This window comes from Streptomyces sp. NPDC042102, assembly GCF_055582305.1.
The window spans coordinates 149,585-173,839 of the sequence record NZ_JBVJDL010000010.1 but is presented as its reverse complement, the minus strand read 5'-3'; the positions used below and the strand labels follow the sequence as shown (position 1 = coordinate 173,839).

The following is a 24,255-nucleotide window of genomic DNA, read 5'->3' as shown; positions in this document are numbered from 1 at the left end:
TCCCGTCGTCGCCGCGACCCCCGTCGCCGCCGCCGCGCGCGACGTCCGGGGCGGGGCCCCCCCCCCCCCCCCCCCCCCCCGCGCGGCCCCCGCCCCCCCCCCCCCCCCCCCCCCCCCCCCCCCCCCCCCGGCCCCCCCGCGGGGGGGCCCCCCCCCCCCCCCGCGTCCACGGGCTCACTCGGCCCGCTGCGCGTCCAGCCGCTCGTTCAGCGAGGCCAGGAGGTGCTCCGCGCGGGGCAGCGCCCAGTCGGGGGCGGCGCCCTCCGGGAGGGCGCGGACCTCGTCCAGCACGGCGGCGATCCGGGTGACGGCCGCGGTGAGATCACCCAGGGCGCCCTCGTTCCACGCGGCGGCGTGCAGACACTGCAAGCGTTCTTCCAGGCACCCCGGCCCCAGGCCGGCGTAGAGGCCGGCCGCCCGGTCCCACAGGGCCACCGTCTCCTGCCGCAGCGCGAGCAGCTCGGCGTCGGTCAGCGGCTCCGGCGGCGTCGCCCAGCCGTCCTCGCCGTCGCCGTCCTCGTCGTCCTCGTCCTCGTCGTCATCGGCGTAGTCGTCGTACTCCACGAACGCGTCGATCCGCTGGTCGAGGACGCGGCCCAGCTGCTGCCAGGTCTGGGCGAGTTCGTAGCGCAGCGGCGCCTCGGCCTCCGCCCCCGCCCCGGCCTCGCCGGAGTCCAGCGCGGCCAGCGCCGTCTCCAGCACCTCCTCCGCCTCGTCCATCCGCGTGCGCGCCGCCGCCACCCGTGCGTTGTCGACGTCCCCGCGCAGCTCCAGCCAGGCCAGCGAGCGCAGCATCCGCACCATCGCGACGGGCGCGTCCCCGGTCGCCCGGCGCAGCTCCAGGGCCCGCTCGTACGCGGCCCTCGCCTCGTCCGTCATACCGGCCGACGACAGGGCGTCGGCCGCCGACTGGGCCAGGCCCGCCTGCGGACGCGGATCGTCCCAGCCCTTGGCGGTCTCCGCCGCCAGCAGGTACTGCTCGGCCGCGCCGCGCCGGTCGTTCACGTCGTTCAGCAGGCCGCCGAGCAGCTCCCGGGCGACCACGGCCTGGTGCTCACCGTGCTCCAGCAGATCCGGCAGCGCCGACTGGAGGACCTCGACCGCCTCCGCCGTCCGGCCGGTCGCGCCGTACGCGCGCGCCAGCCGCAGCCGGGCCTGCGCCCCGCCCGACTCGGCCAGTCCGGCCTGGTCGAACCAGTGGGCGCTCTCCAGCGCCAGCACCGCCGCCTCCGCCGCCGCGTCGCCCCGCTCGAGCAGGATCGCGCACAGCGTCAGCCGTACCGCGCCCTGCGTCTCGGCGTCGGTGACCTCGCCCGCGTGCGCGAGCGCGGCCCGGACCGCCTCCTCCGCCTCCGCGGGCCGGCCCAGCCGCATCAGGACGCCGCCGCGCTGCGCCAGCGGGTCCACCGCCAGCCACGGCCGTCCGGCCGCGATGCCCCGGGCCGCGGCCGAGGCCAGCAGCGTCTCGCCGCGCTCGGCGTCTCCGTCGTGCAGGGCGAGGTGGGCCAGCAGTTCCTCGGCGTCGAGGACCAGGTCCGCGAGGGCGGGGTCCGCGCCGTACGCGGCGGCGAACCCGGCCAGGGCGGCCGCCGTCCCGTCCTCCCCCTTCTCGTCCGCCTCGCCCGAGGCGGACGCCAGGTGCGCCTCGGCCCGGATCCGGGTCAGTTCCGCGGAGGCGATGCGCCGGGCCCGCATCGGCTCGTCCGCGCCCAGCGCCAGCGCGGCTGCGGCCGCCTCGGCCAGCAGCGCGCGGGCCTCCTGCGGTTCCGCGCCGAACTGCAGCGCGGCCGAGGCCAGTCGCAGCTGCGCCAGGACCGCCCGCTCCTCCTGTCCGGCCGCCCGCTGGGCGTCGCGGACCAGCGCGAACCGCTCCCGTACGGTCGGGTCGCCGGCCCGGGCCGCCGCCAGCACGCGGTGCTCCAGCAGATCGGCGGTCAGGGCGGCGTCCACCGCCTCCCCGGGCTCCGTCTCCGCCCGTCGGCCCACCTGCTCCCACAGCTCGTCGACCTGGGGGTGTCCCTGCGTACGGGCGGTGCGCGCCCGCGCCACCAGGCCGGCGAAGTCCTCGGCCGCCGCCGCACCCGCCGCGCCGGACTCCCCGGTGCGCGGCGCCGGTACGGTCGCGGCGCCGGCCCTCTGCGGCACGGGCAGCGCGGCGACCCGCACCCCCAGCGGCAGCACGGCCAGCAGCGGTTCCCGACCGACCCGGTCGGTCAGCCGCTGCGAGACCCGGGGGTTGCCGTTGCGCACGTCGAAGCGCCGGGCGATGTCCATCGCGTCGGCGTGCAGGATCGCGTACAGCTCGTCGGCCGTGCGCGGGGTGCCCTCGAACGCGACCGTGGGCCGGTCCCCGTACCCCAGCACGGACAGCCGGTGCAGCAGCACCAGGACGCCGCCGTAGAACGACAGCCGGGCGTCGAGGTCGACGAGCGGGCCCAGGTGCGCGGCGTGCTCGGCGAGGATCTCCAGGCCGCGCGCCTCGTTGCCGGTCAGCGCGCAGAACTCGATGTGGTAGCCGATGGAGCGCAGCAGGCTCTCGTTGCCCCGCGCCATCCGGTAGCCGCGCAGGTGGTGGGAGCGCGCCTCGTCGAGGCGGCCCAGTCGTACCAGGGGGAGCAGGGACTGGGCGAGGACCCGGTGCGGCTCCTCGGCGCAGGTGTGGTCGCCGGCCAGGACCGGGTTCCAGACCTCGACGGCCTTGGCGTCCTGGCCGTGGCGGGCCCAGAACCAGCCCTGCGCGTTGAGTTCGCAGGCGTGGCAGTCGCTCATGCTGTCGCGGTCGGCCACGGTCCAGCGGGCCATGGCCCGCTCGGCGGCCTCGTCGTCGCCGGCCGCCTCGGCGAGGAACAGCTCGGCCTTGCGGACCGGCCGCTCGTTGTAGCCGGCGAGCCGGTAGCGCCGCTCCATGTCCGCCAGCCAGCCGCGCGCGGTCTCCAGCGACAGCTCCGGGGAGCTGTTGATCGCCGAGGCCACCCACTTGAACTGCCAGAACAGCGAGTGCGTCTCCCAGTCGGAGAAGGCGCCGGGGTCGCGGTCGTACTCCTGGAGCAGCCGGGCGAACGGCACCAGCAGCCGGGTCCGTTCGGCGCTGTACTCGTAGGCGTCGATCTGGTGGTCCAGCGCCTCGCGGAACAGCTGCCGGTCACCGGTGGCCTCGGCGGCCGCGGTCAGCGACTCGGCATGGGCGTTGCGCGTCGCGCCGCCCGGCAGCTGGCGGTTCTCTTGGAAGCCGCGCCGGATCTCGTCCGGAGTCATGGTGCTCAACGGTGGTCCCCCTCGGTGTCGGCCGCGGAGTCGGCCGCGTTCGTGTGCGTCGCCCATTCCAGGAGCCCCAGGAAGGCCCGGTTGAGCAGGGTGGAATCGGCGGGGCGCAGCGGGCGCTGGGCCATCAGCAGCGCCTGCCCGTACAGCGATTCGACGGCGGTGCCGGTCAGCGCGGCGTCGGGCAGTGCGGCGATCCGCCGGATCAGCGGGTTGTTGTGGTTGAGGACCAGGCGGGCGCGCGGCGCGGAGCCGCGCAGCGAACCGAGGATCCCCGCCCACAGGGAGTCGGCGTTCTCCTGGGCGACGGCCCGGTCGCGCTCCTGGCGGGCCTGGCGGTCGTCGAGGTAGAGGGCCGGGACGGACACGGGCTGGAAGGCGCGCAGGACCACGTCGCAGCTCTGCGCCTCCAGGCGGGTGCGCGCGGTGGACAGGAAGGGCGCCAGCGCCAGTTCGGCGGAGGTCGGGACGGGGTCGAGCCGGTCGGTGACGGCGCCCGCATCCAGCTCGGTGACCTTCAGGCCGGGGCGTACGGAGGGCAGCAGCGCCAGCAGGTCGGCGTCGTAGGTGTAGCCGGCGTTGATGACGCCGAGGCCGTGGGCCGCGGCGATGGGGGCGATCTGGCGGAACTCCTCGACGGTGCGCGTGAAGTGGATCTCGGAGTGCGCGGCCGAGAACTCCTCCAGGCTCATCGAGCCGTCGCTGGTCTCGAACGGCAGCCACGGCAGCATCAGGCCGAGCAGCTCCGCGTCGTGCCGCGCCAGGGACTTCACGCCCAGGTGGTGGACGCCCAGGAAGGTCGCCAGCCGCTCGGGCTCGCTGGCGGCGAGCTCGGTGAGCCAGGCGCGGATGCGGGCGCCGAGCGCGTCGCGGACGGCGGCGAGGGTCTCGTCGTCGTAGAGGTTCTCGCGGGAGGCGGTGGGCCGCAGCGCGTCGGTGTCCAGGACGGCGCGGACGAAGAAGGCCCAGTCCGGCAGCAGGTTGTCGGCCTGGTCGGTCAGGAGCATGCCCTTGAGGTGGACGCGATGTCCGGCCCGGTGGGCGGGGCTGGTGGGCTCGGGCAGCACGTACGCGACGCCGCGCACGCCGGCGACGGGGAGGTCCAGGTCGATGCTGTCGAGCGGGCTGAAGCCGAACAGCTGGGAGCAGTGCCCGGCGAGCGCGACCCGGCGGGCCGCGGGGGTGGGGAAGGGCCGGTCCCAGACGGCCGGGCGGTCGGTGACCGGGCGCGGCTCGGCGCCGCTGCCGTCGTCGAAGGTGATGTCGTACGGCAGGAGGCCGCCGAAGTCGCGTGCGAGCTGCTCGACCTTGGCGGGCACCAGCCACTCCTCGGCGCCGGGGCGGGCCTGGAGGTGGACGGTGGTGCCGGGCTCGGGGCGGGCCTCGTCGGGGAGTTCGCGCACGGTGTACGAGCCGTCGTCGGTGGCCAGCCACTCCACGGGGCGGGCGTGGGGGTCCTTGGCGGAACGGGTGACGACGCGGATCTGGCGGGCGACGACGAAGCAGGCCAGCAGGCCGATGCCGAACTGCCCCAGGAATTCCTGGCGGGTGGTCTCCAGGCCGTGCTCGCCACCGCGCTTGGAGCTGCGGCCGATGGTGGCGAGGAGGGAGTGCGCCTCGTCGGCGGTCAGGCCGATGCCGCTGTCCTCGATGCTGACGTGTCCGTCGGTGGCGGACAGGCGGATCCGGACCTCGGCGCCCGGCTCGTGGGCGTGGCGGGCGGTGACCGCGTCCACGGCGTTCTGGAGGAGCTCGCGGACGTAGACGCGGGGGCTGGAGTAGAGGTGGTGGGACAGGAGGTCCACGAGGCCGCGCAGGTCGACCTGGAAGCTGTTGACGGTCGTCATGGGAAGTCAGCGTAGGGCGACGATCTGACAATCCCTCCGGGTTTTTCGGTGCCGTGTGTCACGCCGCCATGTCAGGCCGTCATGTCACGGCAGCCGCAGGAACTCCGGGGGTACGGCGTCCACCAGCCACACGCCGTTCGCGCTGATCCGGAACACGTGCCCGGCCGCGCGCATCGCGCCCGCGTCCACGCTGAGCACGATGGGGCGGCCACGCCGCGCGCCCACCCGGGTCGCGGTCTCCCGGTCGGGTGAGAGGTGCACGTGGTGGCGGCGCATCGGGCGCAGCCCCTCGGCGCGGATCGCGTCCAGGGCGGCGGCGACGGTGCCGTGGTAGAGGTACGCCGGCGGCTCGGCCTCCGGGAGGTCCAGGTCGACCGGGACGGTGTGGCCCTGGCTGGCCCGGATACGGGTGCCGGACACGGCGAAGCGCTGCTTGTCGTTGGCGGCGACCACGTGGTCGAGCTCGGCCCGGGTGATGGGGAAGCGGTGGGCTGCGGCCGCGGCCAGCAGGTCGTCGATCTCCACCCAGCCCTGTGGGTCGAGCACCAGTCCGATCCGTTCCGGCTGATGCCGCAGGTGTTTCGAGACGTATTTGGACACCTTCACGGTGCGTCTGTCGTCCATGGCCCCAGCGTGCCCGCTCGGGGACCTCCTCGGCAGCTGATTTCCGCCCTCGGACTCTCTATCGCCCTTCCGGGATACGGAATACATTTTCCATTACGGCTCGGATGGTGAGCCGCTGCCCCCAGGGAGAACCCATGACACCTCACGCCTCACTGGCGCGCCGTGCGGCCGCCGAACTCGTCGGCACCGCGGGCCTGCTCGTGGTGGTGGTCGGCTCCGGCATCCAGGCCGCCGCCCTCAGCGCCGACACCGGAGTCGCGCTCGTCGCCAACTCGCTGGCCTCCGCGATCGGGCTCGGCCTGATCATCACGCTGTTCGGCCCGCTCTCGGGCGCCCACCTCAACCCGGTCGTCACCCTGACCGCCTGGTGGGGCCGCCGTACGGGCGCCGGGTCCGGCGGCGGGGCGGGCTCCGGGTCCGGCGGCCTGACCGGACGGGAGGCCCTCGTCTACACCGGTGCCCAGCTCGCGGGCGCGGTCGGCGGGGCACTCCTCGCCGAGGCCATGTTCGGCCGCGCCCCCGGCACCCTGGCCACCCAGGTCCGCGACAGCGGCCATCTGCTGATCGGCGAGGTCGTGGCCACCGCCGGCCTGGTCCTCGTCATCCAGGGGCTCGGCCGGATCGGGCGCCCGCGGCTCGTCCCCGCCGCCGTCGCCGCGTACATCGCCGCCGCGATCTGGTTCACCTCCTCCGGGTCCTTCGCCAACCCGGCGGGCACCCTCGGGCGTGCCTTCAGCGACTCCTTCACCGGTATCGCCCCGCAGTCCCTGCCCGGCTTCGTCGCCGCCCAGCTGATCGGCGGTGCCCTCGGCCTCGCCCTCGCCGCGGTGCTCTACGGAGGCCGCTCAGCGATCAGGACCGAAGCCGCGGCGCTCAACCAGAACTACGAAACGGTCAGTTGATTCACAGACTCGTCCACAGGTTGGCGCACTTGTCCACAGCCGATTCGCCGGGTTTTGTCACTGAACGGGTGGTCCGGCCTGTGGAACACCGGCCCGCCTGGCGAGATCGTTCATCATGCGGGCCTGCAGCTCCCGCTCCGTCGCGGCCCTGACGAACGCCGCCACGTGCTCGGGCCCCACCAGCTCCTGCACCGCCCGCACCGTCTCGGCGGGCAGTGCCACCGGAGCCGGACCGGTCTCCCCCCACGCCCCCGGCGCCCCCAGATGCCGCTGCAGATGGCGCGTGGCGAACAGCCGCATCGCCCGTGCCAGCTCCGCGTCCACCGTCTGCTGCGCCAGCGGCCGCAGCCGCCGCACCATCGTCGCCGCCTCCGCCGCGTCCGCGTCGGTGGGGGGCACATGGCCCAGGTAGCGGGCGAAGACGTGCTCCGTGGTGAACTCCAGGAACCGCGAGGCGATGTGCTCGACCTGCCCCCGGAGCTCGCGCAGGTGCCCGGTGATGGCCGACAGCGGCACCCCGGCCGCGTACAGCTCCGCCGCCACCGCCAGCTCCTGCGGCGAGGGCACCAGGAACTCGTCCGGGCGTCCCGGGATCCGCTCCAGCACCCCCAGCTCGCAGGCCTCGTCGACGGCCACGTCGTCGGGCCGGCCGCCGAACCGCTCGTTCAGCTCGGCCCGCGAGATCCGCGCCGCCTCCTCGTCCGTCCACGGCCCGTGCACCTCGGCCACCAGCCCCAGGACACCGCCCAGCCCCCGCCCCGCGTCCCAGGCCTCCAGCAACTCCTTGATGGAGGCGAGCGTGTAGCCGCGGTCCAGCAGGTCGGCGATCTGGCGCAGCCGCGCCAGATGGGTGTCCCGGTACACGTTGGACCGGCCGCGCCGCTCCGGCCTGGGCAGCAGCCCGCGGTCCTGGTAGGCGCGGATCGTGCGCACCGTCGCACCGCTGCGGTGCGCCAGATCCTCGATGCGGTACTCGGCTGCTGCCTGATCGGACACTCCCGGCTCCCTACGACACGGCGGCTCGGCCGGCCACGCCCGCCGCGCCCCGGGCGGCAGGCGAAGCCGCCAGGTACTCGACCGCCCTGTGCAGCGAGCCCTCCTGCGAGGGATGGTACGACCGCCGGGTGGAGGGGGGTATGGCCGTGCCGTGCCCTCTCACCACCCGGTCCGGACCGGCCGCCTGCCTGCTCACAGCCGGGGTTCCAGCTTCGCCAGCGCCCGCAGCACCCCCGGGGCGAAGCGGGACAGCAGCCGGGCGCCCTTGGACTCGGGCGTCACCGGCACCACCGCCCGGTTGTTCACCACGGCCTCCAGGATCGCGTCGGCGACCTTCTCCGGCGGGAAGTTGCGCATCCCGTACAGCCGCGAGGACCGCTCCTGGCGGCGCTTCTCCTCCGCAGCGTCGACCCCGGCGAACCGGGCCGTGGAGGTGATGTTGGTGTTCACGATGCCGGGGCAGATCGCGGACACCCCGATCGACCGCCCGGCCAGCTCCGCGCGCAGGCACTCCGACAGCATCAGCACCGCCGCCTTCGAGGTGCTGTACGCGGGCAGCGACTTGGACGGCAGGTACGCCGCCGCCGAGGCGGTGTTGACGATGTGCCCGCCCTGCCCCCGCTCGGCCATCTGCTTCCCGAAGATCCGGCAGCCGTGGATGACGCCCCACAGATTGACGTCCAGGACCTTCTTCCAGTCCTCGGAGGTGGTGTCGAGGAAGGCCCCCGACAGCCCGATCCCGGCGTTGTTGACCAGAACGTCCACGATCCCGTACTCGGCGGCGACCTTCGCCGCGAGCTTCTCCATCGCCTGCTCGTCGCTGACGTCCACGCACTCGCCCCACGCCTGCGGCGACCCGATCAGGCGGGCCATGTCCGCGGTGCGCGCCGCGCCCTCGCCATCGCGGTCCACCGCCACCACGCGGGCGCCGGCCTCGGCGAACGCGAAGGCCGTGGCCCGTCCGATACCGCTGGCCGCACCCGTCACCAGGACCAGCTGCCCGCCGAACCGGTCGGCGTACCGGCCCGCTCCGGCCCGCTCGGGCGCCGGGCCCGGCTCCTCGCGGGCGGTGACGAACTCACCGATCCACGCCGCCAGCTGGTCGGGCCGGGTGCGCGGCACCCAGTGCTTGGCGGGCAGGGTGCGCCGCAGCAGGTCCGGGGCCCACAGCTCCAGGTCGTCGTAGAGCCGCTCCGACAAGAAGGCGTCCCCGGTCGGCGTGATCAGCTGGACCGGCACGTGTGCGTACGCGTCGGTGCGCGGCCGGCGCATCCGGGCGCGCACGTTGTCCCGGTAGAGCCAGGCGCCGTGCGCCGCGTCCGAGGGCAGCGAGGCCGTCGGATAGTCGCCGGCGGGGACCTTCTCCACGCGCTCCAGCATCTTCGGCCACCGCTTGCCCAGCGGCCCGCGCCAGGCGAGTTCGGGCAGCACCGGGGTGTGCAGCAGGTACACGTACCAGGACTTGGCGCCCTGCCCCAGCAGCTGCGCCGCCCGGCGCGGGGTCGGCCGGGACATCCGCTTCTTGATCCAGTGACCGAAGTGGTCCAGCGAGGGGCCCGACATCGAGGTGAAGGAGGCGATCCGCCCCTCGGTGCGCCGGACGGTGGCGAATTCCCAGCCCTGCACCGAGCCCCAGTCGTGCCCGACCAGGTGCACCGGCCGGTCCGGGCTGACCGCGTCCACGACGGCCAGGAAGTCGTCCGTCAGCTTCTCCAGGGTGAACCCGCCGCGCAGCGGCACCGGCGCCGTGGACCGGCCGTGGCCGCGCACGTCGTACAGCACCACGTGGAAGTGCTCGGCCAGCCGCTCGGCGACCTCCGACCACACCTCCTTGCTGTCCGGATACCCGTGCACCAGTACCACCGTCGGCCGGCCTGTCTCGCCGAGCTCGACGACGCACAGCTCGACCCCGCCGGTGCGCACCCGGCGCTCGCGCGCCCCCGCAACAGTCATCCCGCTCATGCCGCCTTCTCCTCGGCCCAGCGCCGCACGTGCGGCAGATCGTCATCCAGCCAGAACGCGCTCTCCACGGGATCCCGGGAGTCGGTGACCACCAGGATCTCCTCGAACTTCGCCCCGGTGCCCCGGAACCCCAGGTGCGGCTCCACCGCCCACAGACCGGGCTGCGGCGGATGGTCGGAGAACTTGTAGGGACTCCACAGCGGGGACCAGCCCTCGCGGTGCCCGTGCAGGGCATCGCTCGCCAGCCCCTTCAGCGCCTGCGTGCCGAACCCGAACGCCGTCGGGGACCAGCGCCGCTCCTTGACCCGGTCCACCTTGTGCGCGATCACGCCGAACGGATAGGCCCGGTGGCGGTTGGCGTAACCCTGCCGGGTCATCAGCCGCTCGACGTCCTCGTAGATCTCCCGCAGCGGACGCCGCTCGCGGACCTCGCTCAGGATCAGCTCGCGGTGCACCCGGAGATCGCTCATCAGCCGGTCCTGCACGGGGTTGAGCCCGAGACTGCCCGAGTAGCCGATGTCCGCCGCGAAGCCCTTGTATATCGGGGCGGCGTCGAGGATGAACGGCATCCCCGGCTCCAGCTTCCGGCCGGTGGGAAAGAACTGGAGCGGGATCTTGAAGTCCACGAACGCCGTGCGGTCCCCGAACCAGGCGAACGGCATGTGGAACCAGTCCCGCACCCCGCGCCCGCGCAGCCACTCCCGTTGCAGCCGCGCGGCCTCGCGCTCGGTGATCCCGGGTCTCAGCTGGGCCGCGACCGCCTCCGCGCACTCGTACGCGAGCCGCTGGACTTCCCTGAACCCGCGAAGATCGTCCCCTGTCATGCCAGCACCCGTTCCGGTAGCCGTACGTGCCCGTATGTTGACACTGATGAATGTGACAATGACCGGAGGTCGCGTCAAGAGTCGTGCACGGACCTGTGGAAAACCTCCCCGCGGGACGCCGGCGGGTCAGCCTCCCGTACGGGCATGTACGCCTGAAGGCGGATACAGGATCCCGCTCCTGGTCTGACGTCCCGCGAGGCCCCGCCCACTACCGTCGGACCCGTGACTGTCATCGCGACCGAAAGCCTGAGCAAGCGGTACCCCCGAGTGACCGCCCTCGACCGGCTCTCCCTGGACATCGGGCCCGGCGTAACCGGCCTCGTGGGTGCCAACGGAGCCGGCAAGTCCACGCTGATCAAGATCCTGCTGGGACTGTCCCCCGCCACCGAGGGCCGCGCCGCCGTGCTCGGGCTCGACGTCGCCACGCATGGCAGCGCCATCCGTGAACGCGTCGGCTACATGCCCGAACACGACTGCCTGCCACCCGACGTATCGGCCACCGAGTTCGTCGTGCACATGGCCCGCATGTCCGGCCTGCCGCCCACCGCCGCCCGCGAACGGACCGCGGACACGCTGCGCCACGTGGGCCTCTACGAAGAGCGCTACCGCCCCATCGGGGGCTACTCCACCGGCATGAAGCAGCGCGTCAAGCTCGCCCAGGCGCTGGTCCACGACCCCCAGCTGGTCCTCCTGGACGAGCCCACCAACGGCCTCGACCCCGTGGGCCGCGACGAGATGCTCGGCCTGATCCGCCGCGTCTACACCGACTTCGGCATCTCGGTGCTGGTCACCTCCCACCTCCTGGGCGAGCTGGAGCGGACCTGCGACCACGTCGTGGTCGTCGACGGCGGCAAGCTGCTGCGCTCCAGCTCCACCAGTGACTTCACCCAGACCACCACGACCCTCGCGGTCGAGGTCACCGACTCCGACACCCACCCCGACGGCACCGCGGCCCTGCGCCAGGCGCTCATGGCGGCGGGCGTCACCCTCCACACGAGCCAGGAGCAGGGCCTGCCCGGCGCCGGCCACATCCTCCTCGTCGAGGCCGACGGCGAGCAGACGTACGACACCGTCCGCGACACCGTCGCCCACCTGGGGCTGGGGCTGGTCCGCATGGAGCAGCGCCGCCACCACATCGCGGAGGTCTTCCGCGACCACGACCAGCAGCAGCTCGCCCACCTCGCGCAGAAGGGAGCCGGTTCCGATGGCGCCTGACACCTCCACCCAGATCCACAACATCGGCTACCGGTCCTACGAGGGCGCCCGCCTCGGCCGCGCCTACGCCCGCAAGTCGCTGTACTCGCAGTCCCTGCGCGGCGCCTACGGACTGGGCCGCTCCGCCAAGTCCAAGGTCCTGCCGATGATCCTCTTCGCGGTGATGTGCGTCCCCGCGCTGATCATCGTCGCGGTCGCCATCGCGGTCCCGGGCACCACCGAGCTGCCCCTGAAGTACACCTCGTACGCCCTGACCACCCAGGTGATCATCGGCCTCTACCTGGCGTCCCAGGCCCCCCAGACGGTCTCCCGGGACCTGCGCTTCAAGACGGTGCCGCTGTACTTCTCGCGGCCCATCGAGCGCGTCGACTACGTCCTCGCCAAGTACGCCGCGATGACCTCGGCGCTCTTCATCCTCACCGCCACCCCGCTGGTGATCATGTACATCGGCTCGCTGCTGGCGAAGTTCGACTTCGGCGACCAGACCAAGGGATTCGCGCAGGGAATGGTGTCGGTGCTGCTGCTCTCGCTCCTGTTCGCCGGCCTCGGCCTGGTCATGGCCGCGCTCACCCCGCGCCGCGGCTTCGGCGTCGCCGCCGTCATCGCCCTGCTCCTGATCCCCTACGGCGCCGTCACCACCGTGCAGGCCGTCGCCTACAGCACCGGCAACACGGGTGCCATCGACTGGATGGGCCTGTTCTCCCCGGTCAGCCTGATCGACGGTGTCCAGACCGCCTTCCTGGGCGGCACCACCAACTTCCCCGGCGGCGACGGACCCTCGGCCGGTGTCGGCATCGTCTATCTGCTGGTCGTCTTCGCCCTCATCGCGGGCTCCTACGCCGCGCTGATGGCCCGCTACCGGAAGGCCGGGCTGTGACCATCATCGACATCGACCACACCTCCCGCTGGTTCGGGAACGTCGTCGCCGTCAACGACGTGACCATGCGCATCGGTCCGGGCGTCACCGGCCTCCTCGGCCCCAACGGCGCCGGCAAGTCCACCCTCATCAACATGATGGGCGGCTTCCTGGCCCCCTCGACCGGCGCCGTCACCCTCGACGGCGCGCCGATCTGGCGCAACGAGCAGGTCTACCGGCAGATCGGCGTGGTCCCCGAGCGCGAGGCCATGTACGACTTCCTCACCGGCCGTGAGTTCGTCGTCGCCAACGCCGAACTCCACGGCCTCGACGACGCCGCCGCCCAGCGGGCGCTGGCCACCGTGGAGATGGAGTACGCCCAGGACCGGAAGATCGCGACCTACTCCAAGGGCATGCGCCAGCGCGTGAAGATGGCCTCCGCCCTCGTCCACGACCCGTCGGTGCTCCTGCTCGACGAGCCGTTCAACGGCATGGACCCGCGCCAGCGCATGCAGCTCATGGACCTGCTGCGACGCATGGGCGACGAGGGCCGCACCGTCCTGTTCTCCTCCCACATCCTGGAGGAGGTCGAGCAGCTCGCCTCCCACATCGAGGTGATCGTCGCCGGCCGGCACGCCGCCTCCGGCGACTTCCGCAAGATCCGCCGCCTGATGACGGACCGCCCGCACCGCTACCTGATCCGCTCCTCCGACGACAGGGCCCTCGCCGCGGCCCTGATCGCCGACCCCTCCACCGCCGGCATCGAGGTCGACCTCAAGGAAGGCGCCCTGCGCATCCAGGCCGTCGACTTCGGACGCTTCACCGAGCTGCTGCCGCGCGTCGCCCGCGAGCACGGCATCCGGCTGCTGACGGTCTCGCCCTCCGACGAGTCCCTCGAGTCGGTCTTCTCCTACCTCGTAGCGGCTTAGAAGGAGCTGGCACCGATGTACAACCCCACCGTCGCCCGGCTCACGTACCGGGCCCTGCTCGGCCGCCGCCGCGCGCTGATCCTCTTCGCGCTGCCCGCCCTGCTGATCGCCATCTCGCTCGCCGTCCGTGCCTTCACCGGCGTCGACGACAAGGTCGCCGCCGACCTCCTCGGAGGCTTCGCCCTCGCCACGATGGTCCCGCTGATCGGCGTCATCGCCGGTACCGGTGCCATCGGACCCGAGATCGACGACGGCTCGATCGTCTACCTGCTCGCCAAGCCGGTGAAGCGGCCCACGATCATCATGACCAAGCTGACCGTCGCGATCGCCGTCACCATGGTGTTCTCCGCGGTCCCCACGCTGATCGCCGGATTCATCCTCAACGGCAACGGCCAGAACATCGCCGTCGCCTACACCGTCGCGTCCCTCGTCGCCTCGATCGCCTACAGCGCGCTGTTCCTGCTGCTGGGCACCGTCAGCCGGCACGCGGTCGTCTTCGGCCTGGTCTACGCCCTGATCTGGGAGTCGCTGTTCGGCAGCCTGGTCGACGGCGCCAAGACCCTCAGCGTCCAGCAGTGGTCCCTCGCCCTCGCGGAGAAGGTCGCGGGCCAGGGGTACGTCGACTCCGCCGTCGGCCTGCCCACCGCGAGCATCCTGCTCGTCGCCGTCACCGTCGGCGCCACCGTCTACGCCGGCCAGAAGCTGCGCCGCCTGACGCTGGCGGGCGAGGAGTAGGCACCCGCCGCACCCGTCGCACACACGGTGCCCCGCCCGGCCCACCGACCGGGCGGGGCACCGTCATGCAGGTCATCATCGGGGCATGATGTCGCACACGGAGCCCGAGCCGTCCAGGCCCCTGTGGTCCTGGATACGCTCCGCGCCCGGTACGCACATCTGGCTGCTGATCATCGCCCTCACCAGCCTCATAGTCGTGATCGCCCCCGATCACGTCGATCACGTCCTGCTGCACCGCAACAGCAGCAATATTCACGAGCTGAACCTCCACCCCTTCCGGGCCCTGCTCAGCAGCGCGTTCTGGATCGAGAACCCGGCGTCCCTCCCGCTGTACGCGATGCTCTTCGAGGTTTTCCACGCCCCGGTCGAACGCTGGCTCGGCACCCTGCGCTGGCTCCTGATCGTCGCCACCGCCCACATCACGGCCACCCTCATCAGCCAGCGGGTCGTCCTGATGGCGATCCAGGACAACCGCGCCCCGCGCAGCATGGTCCACGTCGTCGACATCGGCGTCAGCTACGGCCTCGCCGCCTCCATCGGGGTCCTCACGTACCGGATCCCCGGTCCCTGGAGATGGCTCTACCTCGCCGGCGCCGTCGCGTTCTTCGGTGTTCCGCTGGTCACCGGCGGCACGTTCACCGACCTCGGCCACGCGATCTCCCTCGCCGTCGGCCTGCTCGCCTGGCCGTTGACCCGGCACCCTGTTTCACGTGAAACATGACCGGCGGCGGATCCGCGGGGTACCGCCTACGCGTCCTCGGCGTTCGCCAGGCCGTGCTCCCACGCCCACGCGGCGATCCCCACCCGGTTCCGCGCCCCGAGCTTGGCCTGGACGTTCGCGAGGTGCGTCTTGGCCGTACCGGCACTGATGAACAGCTCCGCGCCGATCTCCGCGTTCGTGTACCCGCGCGCCACCAGCCGTACGATCTCCACCTCGCGCTCCGTCAGCGGATGCGACGCGGCCGCCTTCGGGGGGTCCTGGGTCAGCCGGCTCAGCAGCCGCACCGTGACCTGGGGACTGATCAGGGTGTCGCCCTGCATGGCCGCGCGCACGCCCTCGATCAGCAGCGCCGGCCCCGACCGCTTGAGCAGGAACCCGCAGGCCCCGTTGGCCAGCGCCGTGTGCACGTAGTCGTCCTGGTCGAAGGTGGTCACGACCACGACCCGGGTCTGTGACGCCAGGAGCCGGGTCAGCTCCAGCCCGTCCATCCGGGGCATCCTGATGTCCGCCAGCAGCACGTCCGGGCGCAGTTCACGGGCCAGCTCCAGGGCGCTCTGCCCGTCGGCCGCCTCCCCGACCACCCTCATGTCCGGCTGCGAGTCGAGGATCAGCCGGAAACCACTCCGGATGTCCTCCTGGTCATCGGCTATCAGAATGCGTGTGATCACCCGGCCATGATCACCCCTGGGGAGATCCGGCGGCCGGGAAAACAGCCGAAACCCGCCAACCGCCGCCCACCCCACCGGGACCGGCGCTCAGGACCCCACCGGCCGCCTCCACGCGCGCCCGCAGCCCGGCCAGCCCGGTGCCGCCGCCGTGCGGCCGCGCGATCCGGCCGCCGCGCGCCCCGCGCGGCGCCGCGTCGTTGACCACGCTCAGTTCCACGCCGCCCGGCGCCCGACGTACCGCGACCCGTACCCGCGCGGCACCGCGTGCGTGCCGGCGTACGTTCGTCAGAGCCTCCACTGCCACCCGGTAGGCCGTGGTGTCCGCCTCCCGTGACAGCGCCGCCACCGCCTGCGGATCGGCCTCCAGCGCCCCGCCCTCGAACCGGGCGACCAGTTCCGCGAGCGCGTCGAGTCCCGGCGCCGGAGCCGTCGGGCCACCGCCCGCCTCCCGCAGGGCGTGCACCGTGCGGTCCATCGAGGCCAGCGCGCTCAGCCCGGCCGCTTCGATGCGCTCCAGCGCCCGTACGGCCTGCCGCGGATCGCTGTCCGCCACGAAACGGGCCGCCTGCGCCTGCACCACGATCGCGCTGACGTCGTGCGCCACGAAGTCGTGCAGATCCCGGGCCAGTTCCAGCTGCTGGTCGCGTCGTGCGTGCTGCACGGCCTGTCGCAGCTGGCCCGCCTGACGGCGCAGGTGCCCGCCGAGGGCCACCGCGCCGAGCGCGGGAACCGCCCAGAACGCCGCAGCCCCCGCGGCCTCCAGCCAGGAACCGTCCCGCCACACCACCGGGACCGGCCACAAGGCCACCGCCGCCCCGCCGATGACACCGGCGATCGTCCCCGACCGAGGCGGGGACCAGCGGGCCACCAGGGCCAGCAGCGGCAGCAGCACCGCCACGCCCGCCAGCGTCCACGCCGTGGGCGCCCACACGAAGGCACAGACGAAGGACAGCAGACCGGCGCAGGCCAGGGCTGGCGCGTACAAGGTGCTCGGTTTCAGGGCCACCCCCCGACCCTACGAGTCCCGTTCGCCTTCCGGCATCTGCCGTTCGGCAGAGCGGGCGCCGTGCCCACCGCCTCCCGGCCCGCTGAACGGCGGATGGTTCCGGGGCGCCCGCCCGACCAGGCTTGAGGCATCACCCACCGCATCCCGAAAAGGACTTGGCCGATGACCACGCTCACCGCTCCCGCTTCCGCCTCCGCTCTCGCCCCCGCCTCCGCTCCCGCCGTCAGCCGCCCGATCCGGTGGGCGGCCAAGGGCGCCGCCCTCACCCTCGTTCCCAGTGGCCTGTGGCGGATCGCGATCGCCGTCGGCATACCCGTCGGCTGGGGAGCGGGCAGCGGGCTGGAGGCCGAACTCTTTCCCGGCGTGTGGTCCTTCGCCCTGGTGGCGCTCAGCGCCCTCGCCGAAGCACTCGGGCTGCTCACCCTCGGCCTCGTACAGCCCTGGGGCGAGGTGGTACCGAACTGGATCCCCCGGCTCGGCGGCCGCCGGATCCCGCCCCTCGTAGCGGTCGTACCCGCCGCCCTCGGAGCCACCGCCGTCACTCTGGTCACCGTGCTCGGCATGTTCACCTGGTCCACCAACATGGCGGCGCCGGGCACGCCCTCCGGCGCCTACTGGTGGCTGATGACCCTCTGCTACGCGCCGCTGCTGCTGTGGGGGCCGCTTCTCGGAGTGGTGACCGTCGCCTACTGGCGCCGCCGCCGGATTCACGGCTGATGCGCGGAAATTCGCTGGTACGGGACACCCGGCCGGGGCAGAGTGGATCGCGCGGGGAGCAACAAAAGGTCCGGGACAGCCGCTTCGAGCGCGCCTCACGGCGCGGGCTGTCCCGGACCTCTCGTACGTCCCGCGGATGCTACGCGGCGCCCAGCAGGCGCTCCAGCACCACCGCGATGCCGTCCTCCTCGTTGGAGGTCGTCACCTCGTCGGCTACCGCCTTCAGTTCCGGGTGCGCGTTGGCCATGGCCACGCCGTGCCCCGCCCACCCGAACATCGGGATGTCGTTGGGCATGTCACCGAAGGCGATCGTCTCCGCCGCCTTCACCTTCAGCCGGCGGGCGGCCAGCGACAGGCCCGTCGCCTTGCTCAGACCCAGCGGAAGGATCTCCACCACGCCGGGACCCGCCATCACGATGTCGACCAGGCTGCCCACGGTCTCCCGGGCGATCTTGGCCAACGTGTCGTCGTCCAGCTCCGCGTGCTGGATGTACAGCTTGTTCAGCGGCGCGGACCACACCTCGGTGATGTCCTTCAGGCGCAGCGTCGGAAGGCCTTCCTGCACCGTGTAGCCGGGGCCGATCAGCACCTCGCCGTCCACCCCGTCCCGGCTCGCCGCCAGGGCGACCGGGCCCACCTCGGCCTCGATCTTGGACAGCGCGAGCCCGGCCAGCTGCCGGTCCAGCGTCACCGAGGTCAGGAGCTTGTGCGCACCCGCGTCGTAGAGCTGGGCGCCCTGCCCGCAGACCGCTATGCCCTTGTAGTCCAAGGCGTCCAGCACGTGCCGGGTCCACGGCGCCGACCGGCCCGTGACGATGATGTGCGCCGCGCCCGCCGCGGTGGCCGCGACGAGCGCTTCGCGCGTGCGTTCCGAGACCGTGTCGTCGCCACGCAGGAGCGTGCCGTCGAGATCGGTCGCGACGAGCTTGTACGGGAACGGGGCGGAGCTCACCTGGCGATCGGCTCCAGTACCTCGCGGCCGCCCAGGTACGGACGGAGCACCGCGGGCACCCGCACCGAGCCGTCGGCCTGCTGGTGGTTCTCCAGCAGCGCGACGATGGTGCGCGGCACCGCGCACAGCGTGCCGTTCAGCGTGGCCAGCGGCTGGGTCTTCTTGCCGTCGCGCATGCGCACGGACAGCCGGCGGGCCTGGAAGCTGTCACAGTTCGAGGCGGAGGTCAGCTCGCGGTACTTGCCCTGGGTCGGGATCCACGCCTCGCAGTCGAACTTGCGCGAGGCGGACGCGCCGAGGTCACCGGTGGCGACGTCGATCACCTGGAAGGGCAGCTCCAGCGAGCTCAGCCACTGCTTCTCCCAGGCCAGCAGACGCGCGTGCTCGGCCTCGGCCTCGTCCGGCGCGACGTACGAGAACATCTCGACCTTGTCGAACTGGTGGACGCGGAAGATGCCGCGGGTGTCCTTGCCGTACGTACCGGCCTCGCGGCGGAAGCACGGCGAGAAGCCGGCGTAGCGCAGCGGCAGCTTGTCGGCCTCGATGATCTCGTCCATGTGGTACGCGGCGAGCGGGACCTCGGAGGTGCCGACCAGGTAGTAGTCGTCCTTCTCCAGGTGGTACACGTTCTCCGCGGCCTGGCCGAGGAAGCCGGTGCCCTCCATGGCGCGCGGGCGGACCAGCGCCGGGGTCAGCATCGGGATGAAGCCGGCCTCCGTGGCCTGCGCGATCGCCGCGTTGACCAGGGCCAGCTCCAGCAGGGCGCCGACACCGGTGAGGTAGTAGAAGCGCGAGCCCGAGACCTTCGCGCCGCGCTCGACGTCGATGGCGCCCAGCGCCTCGCCGAGCTCGAGGTGGTCCTTGGGCTCGAAGCCCTCGGCGGCGAAGTCGCGGATCGTGCCGTGCGTCTCGAGGACGGTGAAGTCCTCCTCGCCACCGACGGGTACGTCGGGGTGCACCAGGTTGCCGAGCTGGAGCAGCAGGGCCTTGGCCGCTTCCTCCGCCTCGTTCTGGTCGGCCTCGGCGGCCTTGACGTCCACCTTGAGCTGCTCGGCCTTCTTGAGCAGCTCGGCGCGCTCCTCCGGGGTGGCCTTGGGGATGAGCTTGCCCAGGGACTTCTGCTCGCCCCGCAGCTCGTCGAAGCGCACGCTGGAAGACCTGCGGCGCTCGTCGGCGGAGAGCAGGGAGTCGACGAGGCCGACGTCCTCTCCACGGGCGCGCTGCGAGGCGCGGACACGGTCAGGGTCTTCACGGAGCAGCCGGAGGTCAATCACCCCTCCAGGCTACCGGGCGGGGCTTCCGCGGATCACATCGATATCACGCTGCGTGTCGCTATGCCCGAATTGCCGCGAATGGATAACTCTTGATCGATGGCCGGAAGTGAACCCGCTCGACCGGTCAATAAAAGTGCGTCGATTCCCCGAAAAGGGGCACATCGGCTCAGAGGTGCCGGTCGGGGAGCGGGGTCTGACCAGTGCTTGTCCACAGGAATTGAGGGTCCTGCGCACCTTATCCACAGGCTGCGGAAGCTCTCTGTGGACACCAAAAGAGATCATTCCCGATCGGTGTGCGACCAGGGGGAATCAGGGTTCAAACCCCTCTCACACACTCATTCGGGTGGGAATGGCTCGCTCCAAAGAGTTGATCGGTGATACGCGGGTGACACCGTTCACCTGCCGCTCGCCCATGCGAAACCTGGCCCATCGGCCGATTTGTCGACCTTGTCGCGCTGAACTGTCGACTAGTCCACAGGTCTCCACGCAAGCCTGTGGATAACTTCTGTGGACGGTGGACGGCGGCTATCCCCGGCCGTCGAGGCAGCGCGTCAGCCAGTCGGACGCGGCCGTGAAGTCACGGTCCGACGTACCGGGCCGGGCGGCCTGGACGTCACCGGGCGTGACGCCCGCCCTCGGGTACGAGCCGAGGAACCGGACCTGCGGGCAGGTGCGCTTGAGACCCATCAGGGCCTCGCTCACCCGGCGGTCGGAAATGTGGCCCTCGGCGTCGACCGCGAAGCAGTAGTTGCCGATGCCCGCGCCGGTCGGCCGGGACTGGATCAGCATCAGGTTCACGCCGCGCACGGCGAACTCCTGGAGCAGCTCCAGCAGCGCACCGGGGCGGTCGGCACCCATCCACAGCACGACGGAGGTCTTGTCGGCGCCGGTGGGCGCCGCGGGCCGGGCCGGCCGGCCGACGAGCACGAACCGGGTCTCGGCGTTCTCCGCGTCGTGGATCTCGCTCACCAGCGCCTGCAGCCCGTAGGTCGCCGCGGCGAACTCACCCGCGAAGGCGGCGTCGAAGCGGCCCTCCTGCACCAGCCGGGCCCCGTCGGCGTTGGAGGCCGCCGATTCCCACAGCGCGTCCGGCAGATTCGCCCGCAGCCAGTTGCGGACCTGAGGCTGGGCCACCGGGTGCCCGGTGACGGTCTTGATGTCGGACAGCTGGGTGCCCGGCCGCACGAGCAGCGCGAAGGCGATCGGCAGCAGCACCTCGCGGTAGATCATCAGCGGTTCGCCGGACGCCAGCTCGTCGAGGGTCGCGGTGACACCCCCCTCCACCGAGTTCTCGATCGGCACCAGCGCGGCGGCTGCCTCGCCGTTGCGCACGGCGTCCAGGGCGGCCGGCACCGAAACCATCGGGACGAGCTCCCGGGTCGCGGCTTCCGGCAGGGTGCGGAGGGCGGCCTCGGTGAAGGTGCCCTCGGGACCGAGATAGGTGAATCGAGTGGCCGACATGTGATCAGCCTAATGCCGCCTCCGAGGCCGGAGGCGGCGGTGTTCACCCTTCGAGCAGCCGCTGCCCCACGTACTCCCCGGAACGGGCGCCGCCCGGGACGGCGTACAGACCGCTGGATTCGTGCCGGATGAACACCGACAGGGCGTCACCGCGGTCGAGCTTGCGCTGCACCGGCACGAACCCGCGCAGCGGATCGGCCTGCCAGCAGATGAAGAGCAGCCCCGCGTCCGGGGTGCCGTCCGCCGCGATCCCGTCGTGGAACGAGAAGGGGCGCCGCAGCATGGCGGCCCCTCCGTTCTGCTCGGGGGCGGAGATCCGGGCGTGCGCGTTGGAGGCGATGACCGGCTTGCCGTCGGGGCCGAACTTGTCGAGCGCCAGCTCGGTGGTCTCGGTGCCGCCGGTCAGGGGCGCCCCGTCCACCTTCCTGCGGCCGATGACCTGCTCCTGCTTGTCGAGGGACTGCTTGTCCCAGTCGTCGAGGAGCATCCGGATACGGCGCACGACGGCGTACGAGCCCCCGGCCATCCAGGCGTGCTCGGCCGGCCCGGGTCCCGCGTCCGGTACGAAGATCCGCCGGTCGAAGTCGGGTTCGGAGGGCTTGGGATTGCCGGTGCCGTCGACCTGGCCCATCAGGTTGCGCGCGGTCATGGGCTTGCCGGTGGCTCCGGGCGACCGGTTGAAGCCGTTCATCTGCCAGCGGACGCGGGCGGCGTCCCCGGCGTCCTTCTGCAGGGCGCGCAGCGCGTGGAAGGCGACGAGTCCGTCGTTCGCGCCGATCTGCACCCACAGATCGCCGTTGCTGCGCTGGGCGTCGAGCTGGTCGGCGGAGAAGTTCGGCAGCGGTTCCAGGGCGGCGGGCCGGCGGGCGGTGAGACCGGTCCGTTCGAAGAAGGAGTGGCCGAAGCCGAAGGTGACGGTCAGGGAACACGGGCCCGCGTCGAGGGCGATGCCGGAGTCCGCGGTGGGAGCCGTCTCGCCGGCCATCAGCCGGCGGGCGGTGTCCGACCAGCGGCGCATGAGGGCGGCGGCCTCCTTGTGCCCGGCCCCGGGGGCCAGGTCGAAGGCCAGGACGTGGCCCTTGGCCTGGAGCGGCGTGGTGATGCCCGGCTGGCGCTCGCCGTGGAAGGCGACCTCGGTGGTACCGAGCGAGGCCAGCGTGCCGGGGGCCCCGGAGGCGCCGGTGGCGGGGTCCTCGGCGAGCGCCGAGTGGACGAGGGCGCCTCCGGTGGCGCCGAGTGCGAGCCCGGCGGCGCCCGCGGCGCCCACCGTGCCCAGCAGCCGTCGGCGGGTGATCTCGATGTCGGTCTTGCTCTCGGTCACGCTGGTCAGCCGATCTTCACGTTCTTCTGGACGGTCGTCTGGTCGATGTCGGAGGTGCGGACGGTGACGTCGATGCGCCATTCGCCCACCAGGGGGATCCGGACCCCGGACGCGGTCCAGTGTCCGGGAGCCGCCCGCTCGGGGACGAGCGGGAGCGGTCCGATGTCCTTGGCCGGGAGGGTGAAGGAGACCTTCACCTCGGGGGCGTCGAGCGGTGTGCCCTCCGGCGTGTCGATCCACACGTGGAAGGTGTTGGCGCCGACCCGCCCAGGGTCGAGTTCGAGGCGGACGGTGCCCTTGCCGTTCTTGCCGCCGGTGTCGAAGGGGAGGGTGACCTTGACCGCCCGGTCGGGTACGGCGGTGCTGGTGGCTCCGGCGCGGCCGGCCTCCTGCTCGGCGGCGCGGCCGGGCTCGGTGCTGGTGAGGAGGGTGGTGACGGCGAGCAGGACGACGGCGACAGCGGCCTCCGCCAGCACGGAGCGGCGCAGGCCGGCCCGGCCGGGGTCCGCGTCCCGCCGCTGCCGGGCGCGGGCGGTGGCGCGGGCGGCCTGCTGACGGGCGAGCTGGGCGGCGCGCCGGGGGTCGGCCGGCACGGTCACGCTCGCGGGCTCCTCCTCCGCGTCGTCGTCCTCAGCCTTCTTCTCCTCTTCTTCGGCTGTTTCACGTGAAACATCGCCGGCCGCCGGAGCCTCGGCGAGCCGGGCGGTCCACCTGCGCGAGAGGGAGGCGACGGCGACCAGGACGGCCACGAGCGCGACCTTGACGAGCAGGAGCCGTCCGTAGCTGGTGCCGGTGAGGGCGGAGAAGCTGCCGAGCTGCCGCCAGGACTGGTAGATGCCGGTGGCGGTCAGGACGAGAACGCTGATGAAGGCGAGCCGGGAGAACCGCTGGACGGCCGTGCGCTCGATGTCCGGCACCTTGTGGAGGGCCACCAGCAGGGTGGCCAGACCACCGAGCCAGGCCGCGACCGCCAGCAGGTGGAGGATGTCGACGGGCATCGCGATCCCGGGCTGGACGCCGGTGGACGCGTGCTCGGACAGCGCCCAGGTCGCGGCGATACCGGCGGCGACGACGCCCCCGCCCACCCCGAGACCGAAGGTGAGGTCGCTCATGTCCTTGGTGTCCTCGGCGGTGCCGACGCTCTTCTGACGCCGGGCGTACGTGCCGAAGAGGACGGCGATGAACAGGGCGGCGGCCCCGAGGAGCAGCAGCCGGGACACCAGGGAGGCGCCCGTCTTGGTCTCCAGGACGTCCTGGAGACCGGTGAGGTCGAAGACGTCGGCGAACTCGCCCGAGCCGGTGTAGGGGTTGCGCAGCACCAGCATGGCGAGGGTGGCGGCGGTCAGGGTGACCCAGGCGCGCAGGACGAGCTTCTGCACGGACCGCTCGCCCGCACCGCGTCGCCAGCAGAGCAGGATGAAGGCCGCGCCGCCGACGAGGACGGCGAAGCCGCCGTACGCGGCGTAGCGCGCGATGTCGTATGCGGTGCCGACGGGACCGCCGCCGGCCTGCTGCGTGGGCAGGGTGACGGTGGTGGCCGAGGGGGCGCCGATGGAGAAGGTGAAGGCGCCGGCGATGGGGTGACTGTCGGCGGAGACCGCCTGCCAGGCCACGGTGTAGGTGCCGTTGGGCAGACCGGAGTGCAGCGCGGTGCCGTAGCGGATCGTGGATCCGCTGCACATGTCGCGCAGTTCACCGGTGTCGACCCGCTTGCCCTGGGGGTCCATGACGCGGATCGAGTCGTCGCCCATGGCGACCTGCTCCGAGAAGGAGAGGGAGACCTGGGCGGGTGCCGTGGCGACCACCGCCCCGTCCTTGGGGTCGCTCGCGGTGAGTGCGGCGTGTGCCGTGGCCGGTGCGGCCGCGGTGAACAGGCTTGCCAGCAGGGCTGCGAGGACCAGCACGAGCCGGGGCAGGAGTGCCGCCGGGCGGGTGCGGGCCGTGGAGGGGGCGGGGGCGGTGGCCGTCATGGCGTGTCAGTCCC

20 protein-coding genes are annotated in these 24,255 nt (G+C 72.6%); 7 read left to right on the top strand and 13 right to left on the bottom strand.

The features are described 5' to 3' along the window. Positions 1 to 174 precede the first annotated feature (174 nt). From ACZ6KO_RS29585 to ACZ6KO_RS29575, 3 genes are all read right to left on the bottom strand, one after another. Positions 175 to 3,264 carry a tetratricopeptide repeat protein gene (locus tag ACZ6KO_RS29585; protein ID WP_469307065.1) on the bottom strand — a complete coding sequence of 1,030 codons (3,090 nt, stop codon included), beginning with the start codon at positions 3,262 to 3,264 and terminating at the stop codon, positions 175 to 177. Further along, on the bottom strand, positions 3,261 to 5,108 hold the full coding sequence (locus ACZ6KO_RS29580; RefSeq protein ID WP_469307064.1) for an HSP90 family protein: 1,848 nt from the start codon (positions 5,106 to 5,108) through the stop codon (positions 3,261 to 3,263). Before ACZ6KO_RS29580 ends, ACZ6KO_RS29585 begins: the two co-directional genes overlap by 4 nt. Before the next feature lie 84 nt (positions 5,109 to 5,192). Beyond that, positions 5,193 to 5,732 carry an RNA 2'-phosphotransferase gene (locus tag ACZ6KO_RS29575; RefSeq protein WP_469307063.1) on the bottom strand — a complete coding sequence of 180 codons (540 nt, stop codon included), beginning with the start codon at positions 5,730 to 5,732 and terminating at the stop codon, positions 5,193 to 5,195. A gap of 134 nt (positions 5,733 to 5,866) precedes the next feature. Between ACZ6KO_RS29575 and ACZ6KO_RS29570 the strand changes: the two genes are divergently transcribed. After that, positions 5,867 to 6,634 (top strand): aquaporin, encoded by a 768-nt coding sequence (locus ACZ6KO_RS29570; RefSeq protein WP_469307062.1) that lies wholly within the window; start codon positions 5,867 to 5,869, stop codon positions 6,632 to 6,634. 57 nt (positions 6,635 to 6,691) lie between these two features. On the opposite strand, the gene ACZ6KO_RS29565 is transcribed toward ACZ6KO_RS29570, so the two are convergent. The 3 genes from ACZ6KO_RS29565 to ACZ6KO_RS29555 form a co-directional block, all read right to left on the bottom strand. Next, positions 6,692 to 7,630: a MerR family transcriptional regulator gene (locus ACZ6KO_RS29565; RefSeq protein WP_401444658.1), complete on the bottom strand. Its 939-nt coding sequence runs from the start codon at positions 7,628 to 7,630 to the stop codon at positions 6,692 to 6,694. Between the two features lie 192 nt (positions 7,631 to 7,822). Continuing rightward, the gene (locus ACZ6KO_RS29560) at positions 7,823 to 9,592 is read right to left on the bottom strand and encodes an SDR family oxidoreductase (protein ID WP_469307061.1); all 1,770 of its coding nucleotides are present in this window, start codon (positions 9,590 to 9,592) and stop codon (positions 7,823 to 7,825) included. After that, positions 9,589 to 10,416, bottom strand: a complete 828-nt coding sequence (locus ACZ6KO_RS29555) for a M24 family metallopeptidase (RefSeq protein ID WP_469307060.1) — start codon at positions 10,414 to 10,416, stop codon at positions 9,589 to 9,591. The genes ACZ6KO_RS29560 and ACZ6KO_RS29555 overlap by 4 nt, the downstream gene beginning before the upstream one ends. Positions 10,417 to 10,638: 222 nt before the next feature. Between ACZ6KO_RS29555 and ACZ6KO_RS29550 the strand changes: the two genes are divergently transcribed. The 5 genes from ACZ6KO_RS29550 to ACZ6KO_RS29530 all read left to right on the top strand — a co-directional run bounded on the left by ACZ6KO_RS29550 (position 10,639) and on the right by ACZ6KO_RS29530 (position 14,872). After that, a complete protein-coding gene (locus tag ACZ6KO_RS29550; RefSeq protein ID WP_469307059.1) occupies positions 10,639 to 11,631 on the top strand; it encodes an ABC transporter ATP-binding protein in 993 nt (330 codons plus the stop codon). Continuing rightward, complete coding sequence (locus ACZ6KO_RS29545) at positions 11,621 to 12,508, top strand: ABC transporter permease (RefSeq protein ID WP_469307058.1); 888 nt, start codon at positions 11,621 to 11,623, stop codon at positions 12,506 to 12,508. Before ACZ6KO_RS29550 ends, ACZ6KO_RS29545 begins: the two co-directional genes overlap by 11 nt. After that, positions 12,505 to 13,416, top strand: coding sequence for an ABC transporter ATP-binding protein (locus ACZ6KO_RS29540; protein ID WP_401444649.1), 912 nt, complete (start codon positions 12,505 to 12,507; stop codon positions 13,414 to 13,416). The genes ACZ6KO_RS29545 and ACZ6KO_RS29540 overlap by 4 nt, the downstream gene beginning before the upstream one ends. 15 nt (positions 13,417 to 13,431) lie before the next feature. Further along, entirely contained in the window at positions 13,432 to 14,151 is a 720-nt protein-coding gene (locus ACZ6KO_RS29535) for an ABC transporter permease (RefSeq protein WP_469307057.1), read from the top strand. Positions 14,152 to 14,236: 85 nt separating this feature from the next. Next, complete coding sequence (locus tag ACZ6KO_RS29530) at positions 14,237 to 14,872, top strand: rhomboid-like protein (RefSeq protein WP_469307056.1); 636 nt, start codon at positions 14,237 to 14,239, stop codon at positions 14,870 to 14,872. A gap of 26 nt (positions 14,873 to 14,898) precedes the next feature. Here the strand turns inward: ACZ6KO_RS29530 and ACZ6KO_RS29525 are convergent, their stop codons facing one another. After that, positions 14,899 to 15,540: a response regulator gene (locus ACZ6KO_RS29525; protein WP_469307055.1), complete on the bottom strand. Its 642-nt coding sequence runs from the start codon at positions 15,538 to 15,540 to the stop codon at positions 14,899 to 14,901. Between the two features lie 10 nt (positions 15,541 to 15,550). Then, entirely contained in the window at positions 15,551 to 16,546 is a 996-nt protein-coding gene (locus ACZ6KO_RS29520) for a sensor histidine kinase (protein ID WP_469307054.1), read from the bottom strand. Positions 16,547 to 16,708: 162 nt separating this feature from the next. On the opposite strand from ACZ6KO_RS29520, the gene ACZ6KO_RS29515 reads away from it, so the two are divergent. After that, on the top strand, positions 16,709 to 17,263 hold the full coding sequence (locus tag ACZ6KO_RS29515; RefSeq protein ID WP_469307053.1) for a hypothetical protein: 555 nt from the start codon (positions 16,709 to 16,711) through the stop codon (positions 17,261 to 17,263). A 139-nt stretch (positions 17,264 to 17,402) separates the two neighbouring features. On the opposite strand, the gene ACZ6KO_RS29510 is transcribed toward ACZ6KO_RS29515, so the two are convergent. The 5 genes from ACZ6KO_RS29510 to ACZ6KO_RS29490 all read right to left on the bottom strand — a co-directional run bounded on the left by ACZ6KO_RS29510 (position 17,403) and on the right by ACZ6KO_RS29490 (position 24,241). Continuing rightward, positions 17,403 to 18,215 (bottom strand): HAD family hydrolase, encoded by an 813-nt coding sequence (locus ACZ6KO_RS29510; protein WP_469307052.1) that lies wholly within the window; start codon positions 18,213 to 18,215, stop codon positions 17,403 to 17,405. Beyond that, positions 18,212 to 19,489 (bottom strand): serine--tRNA ligase, encoded by a 1,278-nt coding sequence (gene serS / locus ACZ6KO_RS29505; protein WP_469307051.1) that lies wholly within the window; start codon positions 19,487 to 19,489, stop codon positions 18,212 to 18,214. Before serS ends, ACZ6KO_RS29510 begins: the two co-directional genes overlap by 4 nt. 525 nt (positions 19,490 to 20,014) lie before the next feature. Next, the gene (pheA, locus tag ACZ6KO_RS29500; protein ID WP_401444627.1) at positions 20,015 to 20,950 is read right to left on the bottom strand and encodes a prephenate dehydratase; all 936 of its coding nucleotides are present in this window, start codon (positions 20,948 to 20,950) and stop codon (positions 20,015 to 20,017) included. A 43-nt stretch (positions 20,951 to 20,993) separates the two neighbouring features. Next, a complete protein-coding gene (gene efeB / locus ACZ6KO_RS29495; RefSeq protein ID WP_469307050.1) occupies positions 20,994 to 22,352 on the bottom strand; it encodes an iron uptake transporter deferrochelatase/peroxidase subunit in 1,359 nt (452 codons plus the stop codon). Further along, a complete protein-coding gene (locus ACZ6KO_RS29490; protein WP_469307049.1) occupies positions 22,277 to 24,241 on the bottom strand; it encodes a copper resistance CopC/CopD family protein in 1,965 nt (654 codons plus the stop codon). Before ACZ6KO_RS29490 ends, efeB begins: the two co-directional genes overlap by 76 nt. Positions 24,242 to 24,255 lie beyond the last annotated feature (14 nt).